This window comes from Pelomonas sp. KK5, assembly GCF_001984095.1.
In the GTDB taxonomy this organism is placed as follows: domain Bacteria; phylum Pseudomonadota; class Gammaproteobacteria; order Burkholderiales; family Burkholderiaceae_C; genus KK5.
Window position 1 is genome coordinate 18,261 of the sequence record NZ_LYVQ01000054.1, and the last position, 14,603, is coordinate 32,863.

Annotated in this window: 12 protein-coding genes; 1 reads left to right on the plus strand and 11 read right to left on the minus strand. The window is 65.6% G+C overall.

Features of this window, described 5'->3' with window-relative positions; all coding sequences use genetic code 11:
* Positions 1-12: 12 nt before the first annotated feature.
* The 11 genes from B0W88_RS10830 to B0W88_RS10880 form a co-directional block, all read right to left on the minus strand.
* On the minus strand, positions 13-1,224 hold the full coding sequence (locus B0W88_RS10830) for a TIGR03087 family PEP-CTERM/XrtA system glycosyltransferase (RefSeq protein WP_077034669.1): 1,212 nt from the start codon (positions 1,222-1,224) through the stop codon (positions 13-15).
* Positions 1,221-3,143 (minus strand): asparagine synthase (glutamine-hydrolyzing), encoded by a 1,923-nt coding sequence (gene asnB / locus B0W88_RS10835; protein ID WP_077034670.1) that lies wholly within the window; start codon positions 3,141-3,143, stop codon positions 1,221-1,223. The genes B0W88_RS10830 and asnB overlap by 4 nt, the downstream gene beginning before the upstream one ends.
* Before the next feature lie 8 nt (positions 3,144-3,151).
* A complete protein-coding gene (locus tag B0W88_RS10840) occupies positions 3,152-4,198 on the minus strand; it encodes a FemAB family XrtA/PEP-CTERM system-associated protein (protein ID WP_077034671.1) in 1,047 nt (348 codons plus the stop codon).
* Positions 4,198-5,067, minus strand: coding sequence for an XrtA system polysaccharide deacetylase (locus B0W88_RS10845; protein ID WP_233151682.1), 870 nt, complete (start codon positions 5,065-5,067; stop codon positions 4,198-4,200). Before B0W88_RS10845 ends, B0W88_RS10840 begins: the two co-directional genes overlap by 1 nt.
* A gap of 10 nt (positions 5,068-5,077) precedes the next feature.
* Complete coding sequence (wecB, locus tag B0W88_RS10850; RefSeq protein ID WP_198937815.1) at positions 5,078-6,229, minus strand: non-hydrolyzing UDP-N-acetylglucosamine 2-epimerase; 1,152 nt, start codon at positions 6,227-6,229, stop codon at positions 5,078-5,080.
* Positions 6,230-7,324: an XrtA/PEP-CTERM system-associated ATPase gene (locus B0W88_RS10855; RefSeq protein WP_077034672.1), complete on the minus strand. Its 1,095-nt coding sequence runs from the start codon at positions 7,322-7,324 to the stop codon at positions 6,230-6,232.
* Between the two features lie 3 nt (positions 7,325-7,327).
* A complete protein-coding gene (locus B0W88_RS10860) occupies positions 7,328-8,851 on the minus strand; it encodes a TIGR03016 family PEP-CTERM system-associated outer membrane protein (RefSeq protein ID WP_158080838.1) in 1,524 nt (507 codons plus the stop codon).
* 49 nt (positions 8,852-8,900) lie between these two features.
* Entirely contained in the window at positions 8,901-9,905 is a 1,005-nt protein-coding gene (locus tag B0W88_RS10865; protein ID WP_077034674.1) for an XrtA-associated tyrosine autokinase, read from the minus strand.
* Positions 9,906-11,489, minus strand: coding sequence for an XrtA system polysaccharide chain length determinant (locus tag B0W88_RS10870; RefSeq protein ID WP_077034675.1), 1,584 nt, complete (start codon positions 11,487-11,489; stop codon positions 9,906-9,908).
* A 25-nt stretch (positions 11,490-11,514) separates the two neighbouring features.
* The gene (locus B0W88_RS10875) at positions 11,515-12,087 is read right to left on the minus strand and encodes an XrtA/PEP-CTERM system exopolysaccharide export protein (RefSeq protein WP_077034676.1); all 573 of its coding nucleotides are present in this window, start codon (positions 12,085-12,087) and stop codon (positions 11,515-11,517) included.
* A 344-nt stretch (positions 12,088-12,431) separates the two neighbouring features.
* Positions 12,432-13,313, minus strand: coding sequence for a ThiF family adenylyltransferase (locus B0W88_RS10880; RefSeq protein WP_077034677.1), 882 nt, complete (start codon positions 13,311-13,313; stop codon positions 12,432-12,434).
* A gap of 135 nt (positions 13,314-13,448) precedes the next feature.
* Between B0W88_RS10880 and B0W88_RS10885 the strand changes: the two genes are divergently transcribed.
* Positions 13,449-14,546: a hypothetical protein gene (locus B0W88_RS10885; RefSeq protein ID WP_077034678.1), complete on the plus strand. Its 1,098-nt coding sequence runs from the start codon at positions 13,449-13,451 to the stop codon at positions 14,544-14,546.
* The last annotated feature ends 57 nt before the right edge of the window (positions 14,547-14,603 follow it).

Here is a 14,603-nt window from a genome sequence, read left to right on the forward strand (position 1 = left end):
AGGCGGCACACATCATGACTGCCCCTTTCGGGCACGATGCAGATCGACGGCGCGCTCGATGACCGCATCCAGCCGTTTCATCGAATGCGGCCACGCATGATGGCTCAGCATCCGCTCTCGGCCGGCCATGGCCAGGCGCCTGCGCTCGGCCGGCGATTCGACGACGCGGAAGATGGCCGCTGCGACCTCGGCCGGGGTATCCGCCACCAGCAGATGCGCTGGCGCCTCGGCGTCCACACCCCCAGCGGCGATCGTGCTGGTGACGACGGGCACGCCCATCGCCATCGCCTCGAGGATCTTGTTCTGCGTGCCGCGGGCGATCGCCAGCGGCGCCACCATCAGGGCCGAGCGGCGCACGAAGGGGCGCACATCAGGGACCGAGCCGGTTACCGTGACACCCGCCCGCTCTCCAAGCTTGCGCATCGCTGGCGAAGGATCGGCACCCACGATCAGCAGTTTCATCTGCGGCCGGCGCTCGCGTATCAGCGGCCAGGTCTCATCGCAAAAGCGCTGCATGCACTCCTGGTTCGGGTAGTAGTCCATTCGACCGATGAAGCTGATGGTGTCGGGCTCGTACGGTTCACCATCGGGACTAAAAAAGCTTGAATCGACACCGTTCGGGAACCAGTCGCTCGGCGCGCCCGTGCGGTAGCCATCCAGCGTCTCGCGCTCGGCCCGGGTGGTCGCAGTACACAGGTCGAAGCGGCGCGCAAGGCGCTTCTCGGCCAGCAGCATCTTGCCTCCTTCCCAGCGATAGCCGAGCGACAGCGGGAAGGGCTTGTAGTTTGCGTATTCGAGCCACTTCTGGGAGTCCATGTCGCCGAAGTCCAGAATCTTCGGCACGTCGGTCACATGCTCGACATACTGAGCCACCGACGAGCAGTGGACGAAGATCAGGTCCCATTTGCGCTTGGCGAGAAGTTCGTCGACCTTAGCCTTCAACTCGCCCGAATGGAAATAGCCCATCGACGACGGCGTGACCAGCGGCAGCCGCACGACCATCCGCAGGAACTGCACGGACTCATTCACGCGGCCAATCTCCGCGCCCTCGCAGTGCGCGACCAGGCCCCGCCCTTCTTCCATTTCATCGGGCGAACGGGCCAGCGAGCACACCGTGACCTTGTGCCCCGACGCGCTCAGATGCCGAATCATGTTGAATGGCCGGATCTTGCCGCCGCGCTTGGGCGGGAACGGGAACCGATGGCAGAGATAGAGAATGTTCATGCGAGGTACGACTTCAGCTCGGCAGCGACGTCTTCGCTCGAACGCCTATCGAGGTAGATGCGGCTCCAAATCTCCAGATTCATCAACGACAGCAGCGCGTCCGTACCGTCGATACGCTGCGCTCCGTGATCGGCCACCAAACCTGCGACGACCTCGGGACGGAACAGGCCGCGCGCGCGGACCACCTCCGGCGCCAGCAGCCGCTGCAGCAGAGGCGCCAGGCCCTGCTTCAACCAGGCTCCCATCGGCGTGCCGAAGCCGCGCTTCTTTCGGTGCAGGATGTCCTGTGGCAGCAGGTCGGCCAGCGCAGCCTTCAGCAGATGCTTCAACTGGCCGCCCTTCAGCTTCGATGCGGCCGGGATCTGCGCTGCCAGCTCGACCAGGTCAGGATCGAGCAAGGGCACGCGGCATTCCAGCGAGACGGCCATGCTCATCTTGTCAGTCAGCAGCAACAGGTCGTCTGGCAGTTGGGTCTCGGCGTCGACGGCGAGCATGCGGTTCAGCGCATCGGTCGCATTGGTACCGGCAAAGGCCCGATCCAGGGCATCGGATCCAGGTTGCGGCAGCAGCAGCAGGTGGCTCACCGTCTCGCGTGCCATCACCTGCAGATAGCTGCGGTAGCGGGCATCGGCATCCTCTTCGGCCGAGGAGACGAAGCCCTTCACGAGCCTCAGATAGTTCAACACGCCCGAATGACGGTCGGCGGGCAGCCGCTCGACCACGCCGCGCAGGCCGCCTCGCAGCCAGGCCGGCAGCGTTCGGTAGCGTGCGGCATAAAGGTCACCCATGTAGCGGCGGTAGCCGGCGAACAGCTCGTCGCCGCCCACGCCGGACAGGATCACCTTGACGTCCTGCCGCGCGAACTGCGCGACCAGGTAAGTAGTGATGAAGGCTGTGTCCGCGATCGGCTCGTCCATGTGCCAGATCAGCCCTGGCAGCAGACCGACCACATCGGGCTTGACGACGATCTCGCGGTGGTTTGTCTTGAACAGCTCAGCCACGCGGCGCGCGAAAGGCAGTTCGTTATAGAGCTTCTCCGCCTCGCCGCCATCGAATCCGATCGCGTACGTATTGATCGGTTGATCCGAGTGCCGGGCCATGAACGCGACGACGGCGCTCGAATCGACACCGCCAGAGAGGAAGGCTCCGATGGGCACATCGCTGACCATCTGCATGCGCACTGACTCCTCGACCTGAGCTCGGATGCGCTCCACCCACTGCGAAGTGCTGGTCTGCGTATCGATCACGGAGGACATGCGCCAATAGCGCCATTCGCTGACCTGGCCATCCTTGATCGACAGCAGCGTCGCAGGCGGCAGCTTGCGGATGCCATCGAACATGCTCTCGGGTGCAGCTACGTAGCCCAAGTGCAGGTAGCCAGGCAATGCCCCATGGTTCAGCGCTGCGCGCGCACCGGGCAGCGCAAGCAGCGCCTTGGCCTCGGTAGCGAACGCCAGCCGTGAACCGTCCTGCATGACATACAGCGGCTTGACACCCAGCTTGTCGCGGCCGATCAGCAGGCGGCGCTGCCGTGCGTCCCACAGCGCGAAATCGAACATGCCGTTCAGCCGATGGATGAACTCGTCCCCCTCGACAGCATAGAGGTGCAGCAACACCTCGCTGTCGGATCCCGTCTTGAATCGCACACCCTTCGCCTGCAGTTCGGCTCGCAATTCACGGTAGTTGTAGATCTCGCCATTGCAGACGAGCCAGATCGTGCCGTCCTCGTTGGACAGCGGCTGGTGGCCGCCCGCCAGGTCGATGATCGACAGGCGACGCATCGCGATACCGCAGTTGCCGTCGATGTGTTGACCTTCGTCGTCAGGCCCGCGGTGCTGGGTGACGTTACCCATTGCCGTCAGGTGGGCCGGCTCGACGGGCTGCCGGTCAAAGTGATAGATGCCGTGGATGCCGCACATGGTCGTCCCTAGCCCAGGCTGCGCACGATGAACGGCCCCAGCCAGTTCGCCACGCCGATCGGCAGGCGGCGCCAGGTCTTGATCATCAGCTGGTACTTCGGATTGTTCGGGTTGTTCTGGGGAATCGCGTCGCGCTTGTACAGGCAGTACTCGTAGTGCAGCGGCGTCGGCTCGAAACCCCAGTTCTTCTTGAACGAGTAGGAGCCGGTGCCCTGCTTGCTGCGGCCGTAGTCGAAGACCTTGAGGCCGCGGGCGCAGGCCCGGCGCATCAGCTCCCAGTACTTGAAATCGTTGGCGGCGAGATCGCGAGCGGACTCGTCGTCGCCGGCGTAGTAGGGCAGCACCTCGTCGCGGAAATAGAAGCTCAGCACCGAGCTGAGCGGACGGCCGTCGGGCCCGGTCACGGTCAGTACCTCGGCATCCGTGCCGAAGGTCTTCAGCAGCGCCGCGAAATAGCGCTTCGGCATGGCCGGCGTGCCGTGGCGGTGGACGTTGTCGGCGTAGAGCGCGAAGAAGCGGTCCACGTTGGCGTCGATGTGACTCTGCAGGCCGTTCTTGATGCCCTTGCGCACCATCGCCCGCTGCTTGCGCGGGATGGCCAGCATGTTCGCCTCTTCCTCCGGCAGGATCTCCTTGCGGAAGGTGACGTACAGGTCCTGCGTGGGCCAGTCGGCATGCCGGGCGGCGATGTTGCGGAACTCCAGATGCTCGGCGCCCAGGCGCTGCGCGATGGCCTGGGCTTCCCGCTCCAGCGCCGCGGCGGCCTCGGCATCGGCGCTGGCCACGCCGCCGTAGACGGCGAAGGGCAGCGCCACCAGCGCATGGCCGAACAGCCGGCTCTTGACCTGGGCCAGCGGCAGCACGCCGACGATCTCGCCCGCCCGCTCGGCGTACAGGAAGAAGGCCTGGTGGCCGAACTGCCGCTCGATCAGCCCGAGCCAGCCGGCGCGATGGAAGAAGGTGGCCTCGGGGCTGCCCAGCACGAAGGCATCCCAGCGCGCCGCGCCCGCGGCGTCCTGCGCCTGCAGGCGCCTGATCTCGATGGCCGCAGCCATCAGGCCCGTGCCCGGGCTTGCGCCCCGAGGAAGATCTCGTCCATCCGCCCCCAGGCGAAGTCGCTCAGCAGTTGGGCGATGCGGCCATGGGTGCGCGGGATGTTGACGTAATGGCGGAAGCGGGTCTTGCCGTCGATGCCCGGGATGCGCGGCTGCTCCGAGTCGATCTCCCAGGGATGGAAATAGAACACCGCCGACTGCTGGTCCACCGCATTGACCTGGCGGATCATCCAGCGCGACAGCGCATAGGGCAGCAGGCGGAAATAGCCGCCGCCGCTGGACGGGAAGTTGCGGTTGAACGCGCGCAGCGTGGTCACCGGCACCTCCAGCAGGCCCTCGCGCACCGGATAGGCGAAGCGCGGGGAATCCGGCATGCCGTAGTGGTCGTGCGCGATCGGGTAGACGCTGGAGCTGTAGCGGTAGCCGGCCTCGCGCAGCACGTCGAAGGCCCAGAGATTGCCCTCGCCGATCGAGAAACTCGGCGCGCGGTAGCCGAGCACAGCCTGGCCCGACAAGTCTTCCAGCAGTTGCTTCGCGCGACCGATATCGTCGGCAAAGGCCTCGCGGCTCAGTTCGCTGGCGCGCTGGTGCCCGTAGCCGTGGCTCGCCAGTTCGTGGCCCTGCTCGACGATCTGGCGCACCAGCTGCGGATAGCGCTCGGCGATCCAGCCCAGCGTGAAGAAGGTGGCCTTGACCTGGCGCTCCTCCAGCAGCGCGAGGATGCGCGCCATGTTGTGCTCGACCCGGCACTCGCGGCGGTCCCAGTCATCGCGGGCGATGTAGGGCGCGAAGGCGGAGACCTGGAAGTAGTCTTCCACGTCGATGGTCATCGCGTTGCGGATGACCGGGGTGCGGGTGGGCATCAGCATGGTCGCGTCCTCAGGCCCCCAGCCACTGGTGCAGGTCGGCCGCGATGCGCTCGGCCGTGCGGCCGTCCCAGAACTCTGGCACGCGGCCACGCTTGCCGCGGCCGGCCAGGATCTCGCTGACACCCTGCAGGATCGCCTGCGGCTCGATGCCGACCATCGTGTTGGTGCCCTGCTCCACCGTGATCGGTCGCTCGGTGTTCTCGCGCAGCGTCAGGCAGGGCACGCCCAAGGCCGTCGTCTCTTCCTGCAGGCCGCCGGAGTCGGTCAGCACCAGCGTGGCGCCGGCCATCAGGCCCAGCATCTCCAGATAGCCCTGCGGCGGCAGCACGGCAATGCGGGCCGGGTCGAGCATGGCCTGCAGGCCGAAGCGCTCGATGTTGCTGCGGGTGCGCGGGTGCATCGCGAAGACCAGCGGCAGGTCGCGCGCCACCTGGCCCAGCACCGTCAGCAGGCTCTTCAGCGTCTCGGCGCTGTCCACATTGGACGGGCGGTGCAGCGTGACGACGCCATACTCGCCAGCCACCAGTCCGGCATCGAGGCCATGGGCGGCCAGCGAGTCGACAGGCGGACGGGCGTGCGGACGGCTGGCCTCCAGCGAGTCGATCATCACGTTGCCGGTGAAGCAGATGCGCTCGGCCGGGATGCCCTCGCGCGCCAGGTTGTCCGCGGCGCTGCGCTCGGTGGTGTAGAGGCGGTCGGCGATCTGGTCGGTCAGGACGCGGTTGATCTCCTCGGGCATGCGCCGGTCGTAGCTGCGCAGGCCGGCCTCGACGTGCGCCACCGGCACGTTCTTCTTCGAGGCCACCAGCGCGCAGGCGATGGTGGAGTTCACGTCGCCGACGACCAGCACGCAGGACGGCTTGTGCTCGTCCATCGCCGGCTCGAAGCGCTTCATCACCTCGGCGGTCTGCTGGGCATGGGTACCGGAGCCGACCTCCAGGTTGATATCCGGCTGCGGCAGGCCCAGGTCGACGAAGAGCTTCTTGCTCATGTCGGTGTCGTAGTGCTGGCCGGTGTGCACCAGCAGCGCCGGGATCGGCGGCACATGGGCGGCCAGCGCGCGCAGGATCGGCGCCATCTTCATGAAGTTGGGACGAGCGCCGACGACGCACATCACGGGCGCCTTCACGGCAGTGGAGTTCTTGTTGTTCGTCATGGTCATTCAGTGCGGCTTGACGGACTCGACCAGGCGCTGCAGCAGGCTCAGGGTCTGCAGGTTGATGCGCTCCAGGCGCATCAGGCTGCCTTCCAGGCGCTGCAGGCGGTCGGACTGCTGTTCGCTGCTCAGGGCCGACAGTTCGCCGGAGATGCCTTGCAGTTCCTCGGCGCTGAGGGCCAGGCGGGTCAGGTCGATATGGGCGACGTCGCCCTCCTCGTGCACGCCGCCGCCGTTGTTAAAGCCGCCATTCAGGCGCGGCGCGGCGGAGACGACCTTCTGCGGCGTCTCCGACTCCTGGGCGATATCGCGCAGCACCTCGCCGACGTCGGTCACCGTCAGGTGCGTCCGGTTGGACATGAAGCCCAGCAGCAGCAGCCGGTCGCACAACGAATTGATGCGCCTCGGGATGCCCTGGCTGGCCTTGAAGATGGCGGGGAAGGCCTCGGCGTCGAAAGTGGGCTTGCCGCTGCCGCCGGCGCACTTGAGGCGGTGCTCGATGTAGGCGCGGGTCTCGTCCTCGTCCAGCGGGCCGATGTGGCAGGTGGCCGCCACGCGCTGGCGGAACTGCTCCATCTCAGGCCGCTGCAGGATGCCGCGAAACTCGGGCTGGCCAACCAGGAAGGTCTGCAGCAGCGATTGGTTGCCGAACTGGAAGTTGGACAGCATGCGCAGTTCCTCGACCGCGCGGCCGCTGAGATTCTGCGCCTCGTCGACGATCAGCAGGCAGCGCTTGCCCTGGCTGGTCTGGTTGACGAAGAAGGCTTCCAGGGTCATCAGCAGTTCGGACTTGGGCAGGTCCTTGACCCGCACACCGAAGGCGGCGCCGACCATGCGCAGCGTGTCCTCGGCATCCAGCTGCGTCGTGACCAGGTTGCCGATGACGACGTTGCTGCGGTTCAAGCTGTCCAGCAGGCCGCGCAGCAGCGTGGTCTTGCCGGCACCGATCTCGCCGGTGATGACGATGAAGCCGTCGTTGCGCAGCACGCCGTAGTCCAGGTAGGCCTTGGCCCGGCGGTGCTGCTTGCTGCCGAAGTAGAAGTTCGGGTCGGGGCTCAGCTGGAACGGCTTGCTGCTCAGCCCGTAGAAGGATTCGTACATGGGCTAGAACTGCTGGGTCAGGTTGGCGATCAGGGCATTCTCGGTGTAACCCGTGGAACCGGTGAAGCCGGTATGGCGGGCGCCCAGAGACACGGACAATTGCCGGCCGAGTCGGCTGCTCCAGTTGGCCGTGAAGTTGCGAAGGGTATTGCCCAGGCTCGGCTGCGTGCCGCGGTTCTGCATCACGGACAGCGCGCCAGTGACGCTGCTGTCCGGCGTCAACCGGTGCGACACGGAGACGGTCAGGCCGCGCTGCTTGACTTCCGAGGTCAGCGCAAGGTCGCCGCCGGTAGCCTGCGCACCTGGAAGAAGACCACTGGTGGACTGGGACAGGCTCACCACGACCGAGTCGCGCAGCCCGTCAAGCGAGAAGGACAGATCCTGCAGCCGCTGGATGGTGGGCGAGCTGGCGGCGACGTAGCCGGAGATGATCTGCGCATTCGGATCGAGGCCACGCGCGATCAGGAAGTCGGTCACCGATGCCGGGCAGATCGAGGGATCCGCCTGGGACGCGATGCACTGCTGCAGATACAGCGAGTACAGCGAAACGGCGACCGGGTTGGTGCCGCTGGGCGTGCTCAGGTTGACGCTCTGCACGTCCGAATAGCGCCAGACCGAGCGGGCCATCCGGTGCTCCAGGCTCAGCGTGTGGGCGTTGCCGTACTGGTGGCGCTGCCACTCGGCCACGGCGCGCGTGCGGGGCGAGGGGGTCCAGGTGAAGTTCACGCCGTAGTTGCTGCTGCTCTGCGCGCCGCGGCCGTAGTCGTAGCGCTCGGGACCGCCATTGACGGTGACGGCGTAGTCCACGTCGGGGCGGTAGGTGAGCCCGAGGTTGAGCGTCGAGTTCTTGTAGCTCGCATCGCCGGCGCGGAAATGCGAGGTCTGCGTGTTCGCACTCCCCCACCACTGCAGTCGGCCCGCGCTCAGGCCGTTGACACGCAGGGACAGGCTCTCCGTGTGCGTGTCGCCGACGATCGAATCCTTGGTATTGGCGGCCTGCGCCCCGCCACGCAACTCGAAGCTGGCGATATTGGATACCCGGCCACGCCAGTAGGGCGACAGGTTCAGGGTCGCCACCTCGGTGCGGTTGGGATTGCTGAGCGAACTGTTCCCCGACTGCTGGCCGAAGGCCGAAATCGCCTGCTGCCCGATGCTGGCCTGCCCGTCGACATAGACGCTGTTCTCGATCAGTTCCACGACACCGCTCGTGGACAGCGCGTTCTGCACCTGGTTCTTGGCATCCGAGCCGACATACAGGATGCCGTTGAGCGCGTAATCGAAAGTGCCGCGCACGCGGCCCGAGCGGCTCTCGATGCGGATGCCCGGCGACACCTGGGTGACGAGCGCCGCATCCCTGGCAGTGCTGCTCAGCGCCACGTTGTCGGTCAGGGTCTGCGTCACGCCCACACGGGGCACGATGGTCGTGCCGCTGCGGCCGCGCTGGGCCGTGTCATCCTGGGCCAGGGCGCCCGAGCCCGCCAGCGCGGAGAGCAGCAGCGCCACCAGCCCCCTGACGCGAAGGCTCACCGGCGCTGGAGACGCCACCGTTTGCTGTACATGCCCATCACGAACGGCCTCAGCTCTTGGCCGCTTCATTATTGCTGCCATATCCGTAGCCGTAACCATATCCGTAGCCATAGCCGTATCCGTAGCCATAGCTGCCGGATGCGTTGCCGCTGGCCTGGTTGAGCAGCATCATCTTCAAGGGGCAGGTCTCGATGGTCGCCAGCGCCTGCTGGACGGCGCTCTGCAGCGTCTTCTCGGCCTGCACGACGACGACGATCTGGCCCATGTGCGAGGCCAGCACGCGCGATTCGGTCGTCAGCAGCAGGGGCGGCGAATCGAAGATGATGATGCGGTCGGAATAGCGCTGGGCCATGTCGTCGAGCAGCTGGCGCATTGCGTCGCTGGCCAGCAGCTCAGTGGCGCGGGCGTGGGGCGTGCCGCTGGGCAGCAGGGTCAGCTTGTCGACGTTGGTGCGCAGCAGCACCTCGGACATGTCCACCGATTCCTCCAGCACGTCCAGCAGGCCCGGGCCCTGCGGCAGCCCCAGCATCCGCAGCACGGAGGGACGGGCCACGTCGGCATCGACCAGCATCACCGTGTTGTCCATCTCGGCGGCCATGCTCAGCGCCAGGTTCAGCGCGGTGAAGCTCTTGCCCTCGCCGGCCAGGGCGCTGGTGACCATGATCAGGTTGGCATGGTTGATCGTGGCAGGGCCACGCCCCATCGCGTTCTTGATCAGCGGACGCTTGATCACGCGGTACTGGTCCGCCAGATGCGAGCGCCCCAGGTTGGGCATCAGGAAGCCCTGGGCCGTCAGCGCGGCGAAATCCAGTTCGACCGTCTTGGACAGCGGGTGATGGGGAGGCTCGGTCGGAGCAAGAACCGGAGCCGGGCTTGCCGGCGTCACCGGCGCGGCAACCGGTGCCTCCGCACTCAAGCGAGGCGTGGCAGGAAAGACCTGCGGCTCGCCACTGCCCTGCCTGACCGGATGCGCCACCGTATCCTCGGGCAGCACCACACCGGCCTGCCGCAATTGCTCCAGGCGCTGCGCCGCTTGTTCAATCAGGCTACTCATTCAAACCACCTGCCGACTCAGAAGAATGGCCATGACCGTCAGGCCCAGCACGAACAGGCCGATCAGCGCGCCGGACGCCGCGCCAAAGCGGATCAGGTCGACACGCAGCAGGCGCCGGTCTGCATCGGTCACCAGCCGGCTGACCACGCCCAGGATGGGCAACTCCACGCGGTTGCGCAGGTCGATGGCGTCGTGGAAGACCGGCCGCAACTGGCTGGCCGCGAAGGAGGCAAAGACACCCGACAGCAGCGCCGCCACCATCGCCCCGGCCAGCAGCAGCAGGCGGTTCGGCGCCACGGGCTGCGGCGAGACGCGCGGCGGGTCGATCACACGGAAGTCAGCCACACCCGAAGTCACATCCAAGTCACCGGAAATCGACGCAGCTTCGCGCCGTGCCACCAGATCTTCGTAGTTCTTCTTGTGGATCGCGTAATCGCGATTCAGCTGCGCGGCCTCCGCCTCCATCTGCGGCGCCGTCTTGATGGCTGCGAGCGCCTGGGCATAGCGGGCGGTGTACTCATCGACACGGGCCTTCATCGCGGCAACCTGCACTTCACTGGTCGCCATCAACCGGGTCAGTTCCTGAGTGGCCAGCGTACCGCCGGTGGTGCCACCGACCGTCGGCGCAGCCAGCGCCGCCTTGCGCAACTCGATCACTTCTTTCTTCTTCTGATCCTCAAGATCCTTGATCATCTTGCGGGTGCTGATGACGTCCGGATGCTGCTCGGTGAAGCGCTGCAGTAACGCGTCGAGGTTGCGCCGCTGCGCATCCAGGCGTGAATCGATCTCGGGCGTAGCCACCGAAACTGCCGACTCCTGAAGCAGGCTTTGCACGGTCGAGTTCTGGCCACGGTTGCGCTCGGCATCCAGTTGCTGCTTGGCTGCATCGCGGGCATTAACGGCTTCGCGGTAGTCCAGTCGCGCGCGCTCAAGCTGGCTTGACATCTCAGCCAGGCGCGACGCGGAATCCTTGCCGTCGCTGGCCATTGCCTGGATGTTCTTCAGGCGGAACTCCTTGACGCGCGACTCCGCCTCCTCAAGCTTAGCCTCGTAAGTCTTGATCTGCTCGTTGATGAACGTGGCCGCGGTGGCCGTATCCTTGCGGCCGTTGCCGAGGCTGGATTCCACGAAGATGGAAGCGAAAGACTGGACGACCCGCTTGGCCGTCTCGGGGTCGGAATCGCGATAGGAGAGCGTGTACAGGTTGTCCCGCGCCGTGCTCTGGATCGACAGGTTCCTGGTGACCGTGTCGATCGTGGCCTCCTGCTGGGCCTTGGACTGATTCTTCAGGTCCAGGTCCGCCATGCGGATCAGCTTCTCCACCGTCGGGCGGCTGATCAGCGTGCGGCTGAGCATGATGACCTGCTGCTCGACATTGGGCTGCACGGCCAGACCGGACATCAGCGGCTTCAGGATCGACTGGGTGTCCACGTAGATGCGCGCGTTAGCCTCGTAGCGGTCCGGCAGGATGAACACCACCACCGCCCCGACGACGCCGACGATCCAGGCCACGGCCAGGCCGGGCCACCGGTACTTCCACATGCGCCGCGCGATGGCGACGACTTGCGCGATCAAGGAATCCATCTGGCGCGATCTCAGCTACGGCGGATCAGAAGAAGCTCTGCGGAATGATCAGGATGTCGCCCGGGCGCATCTCGACGTTGGCCGAAACGTCACCCCGCTTGAGCAGGTCTTTCAGGCGCACCGAATACTGCTTGTTGCCTTCGCTCGAGCGCAGGATCGTGGCGTCGTTGCCGGCCGCGAAATCGGTCAGCCCGCCAACGGCGATCATCACGTCGAGCACCGTCATCTTCTGCTTGAACGGCAGCGCCTGCGGCTTGGCCGCTTCGCCGACAACACGAATCTGCTCGCTGTAAGGACCGACGAAGCTGGTCACGATCACCGTGACGACCGGGTCCCGGACGATGGTCGACAGCTTCTTCTCGATCTCGCGGGCCACCTCGACGGAATTCTTGCCCTGGGCCACCATCTCGTCGATCAGCGGGGTGGAGATCTTCCCGTCGGGCCGTACCGGCACCGACATCGACAGTTCCGGGTTGCGCCACACGATGATGTTGATGTTGTCGCCGGCGCCGATCACATAGCTGTAGTCGATCGGGGCCGCGCTGACCGGCGCCGCGGGATAGCGACCGCTCGAACAGCCGGCCAGCAGACCCAACATCAGGGCGCAGACGGCAAGACTCCAACGGCGCGACAAAAGGGCAATTTTCTTGTTCAAGGCTCGTCCTCTCTAAACCATACGGCATCAGACCTCGTCCCGAGGGCCAGGTTCCCGGCAACCCGGCGCAGTGCCGGCGAATGATGCCACACGGCCCCTGGGGTCCTGGGCCCGCCAACCAGCACCGGCGCAGGCACGGCTGCGCACAGCTTCACGCTCTCGACAACAACGTCAACCGCCGTCCCATCCTCGCAACAGAGCGCATCATCGCACCCATTGGAGCCGCCAACGTCCGCCCGAGGCAGGACGGCACGAATCACCCCGCGGATGGGTGCCCGAAGTCGGCCTCAGGCCGGCTTGCCGCGCCCCTCCAGCAGGGGGCGAATCATCAGGAGCATCAACTGCTGGATGGGATTCGAATTACCGAACGGCCGCCAGGTGAAGCGCAGTTTTTGATGATAGGCGTCAAACTGCATGCCCCACGGCGCCGCGCGAAGCGCCCCGCGCTTGAGCAAGACCTTCAGGACCGAGGTCCCCATGACGCCGGCACACATATCGCAGGCCATCATGGTCGAGGGCCCGCGCCGCTCCTGGAAATTCACCGCATCGGGCGCCACCAGATAATCCCGCTGCAGCATCGCCGGAGACAGGCCGGCGATGAAACGGGCGTATTGCTCGTTCTCGGCCCGGCCGTCGACCTTGAAATACTGCTCGAAGCTCATGCCACCGGGCTTGAAATACATGAAGGCCACGCCCATGCCCAACGGAGCGGCCGTCAGGGCCGGAATGCCACGCTCGTAGGCGGCCTTGAACAGCATGCGTCGCGCCGGCAGGCAGAAGAAATCGATACCGTCCACATAAACATCGACACCATCGAGAAAGCGATCCAGATTCTCCGGCGTCACGCCATCGTGGAACACCTCGATTTCAGCGCCAGGATTGATGTCGGCAGCCATCCGCGCCAGCACATCGGCCTTGGGTTGGTCCACCGTGGACATGAAGGCCCCCACCTGGCGATTCAGGTTGTGGACCCCGAAATCATCAAAGTCAGCGATATTGAATCGGCTCAAACCCAGGCGCGACAAGGTCAGCAAATGGGCTCCCCCCACACCACCAAGCCCGGCGATGGCCACTTTGGCCTTGCGCAACTTCGCCTGCTCCTCGCGCGTGACCCAACCGATGTTTCTCGAGAAAGCCCGGTCGTAGTCAAATGGAGTGCTTGCAGTCATGGCGTCCCGTCCTGGCTGTTGTTCTCCAATCGATTGTGCCGCAAGGCCGGAGGAGCTCAAATGCGTTTGTCAGTCGAGGAAGGTCGTTAGCCCAAGGGCATCGGGCCGGACCACGAATATCTGGAGGGAAAAGAAATGAACGACGACAAGAACACGATCGAGAAAATCCTCTCCCTGGCCCGCTGGGCCCCAAGCGGGGACAATAATCAATATTGGCGCTTCGACCCGATCGACGGGCTGACGGTCCGGGTCCACGGATTCGATTCACGCAGCCACTGCGTTTACGACCTGGACGGCCATCCGAGCCATATCTCGCTCGGCGCCCTGCTGGAAACCATCGAGATCGCAGCCTCCGCGGAGAGCATGGCCGTCGACATGCAACTCGACCCTTCCTCGGTCGACACGCACCCGATCTACAACCTGACGTTCCGCCGGGATCCCGGCATGCAGCCGAACCCGCTGGCGGCGGTCATCGAGAAGCGATGCGTCCAGCGCCGTCCTTTCACCACACGCCCCTTGCGCGAGGACGAACGCCAACGGCTGCGCGAAGCGGTTGGCGGTCGGCACGAACTCCATCTGATCGAGGGCTTCAGCCAGCGCCTTCGCACCGCCAAGCTGATGTTCCACTCCGCCAAGCTGCGCCTGACGATCAAGGAGGCCTACCAGGTCCACGCCAAGATCATCGAGTGGGACACCCGTTTCAGCAAGGATCGAATCCCCGACGCAGCCCTCGGAGCCAGCAAGATGACGCTGATGATGATGCGTCCGGCGATGAAGAGCTGGTCACGGGTGCAGTTTCTCAACCGCTTCCTCGCTGGCACCTGGGCGCCACGCATCGAGCTGGATTTCCTGCCAGGCATCCTGTGCGCCGCCCACTTCGTCGTCTGCGCCAAGGAACCGCCGACGACGATGCAGCACTACATCGAGGGCGGCCGCGCGCTGCAGAGCTTCTGGCTGACGGTAACCCTGCTGGGCCTCAACCTGCAGCCCGAGGTCACGCCGCTGGTGTTCACGCGCTATGCGCGCCAGCGCCGCAACTTCGCCCCGTCGGCACCGGACGCACTGCGCCGCGCCGATCGCGTTGCCGAACGCCTGGGGGATCTGGTGGGGCAGCGCGTCTCTGACTGCGCCGTGTTCATGGGCCGGATCGGCGAGGGGCCCGCCCCGACGGCGAGATCGCTACGCCTGGACTTCAAGGATCTGGCCCACGATCCGGCGAACGAACCTCACTGACCCTGATCCCGATCCCGATCCCGATCCCGATCCCGATCCCGATCCCGATCCCGATCC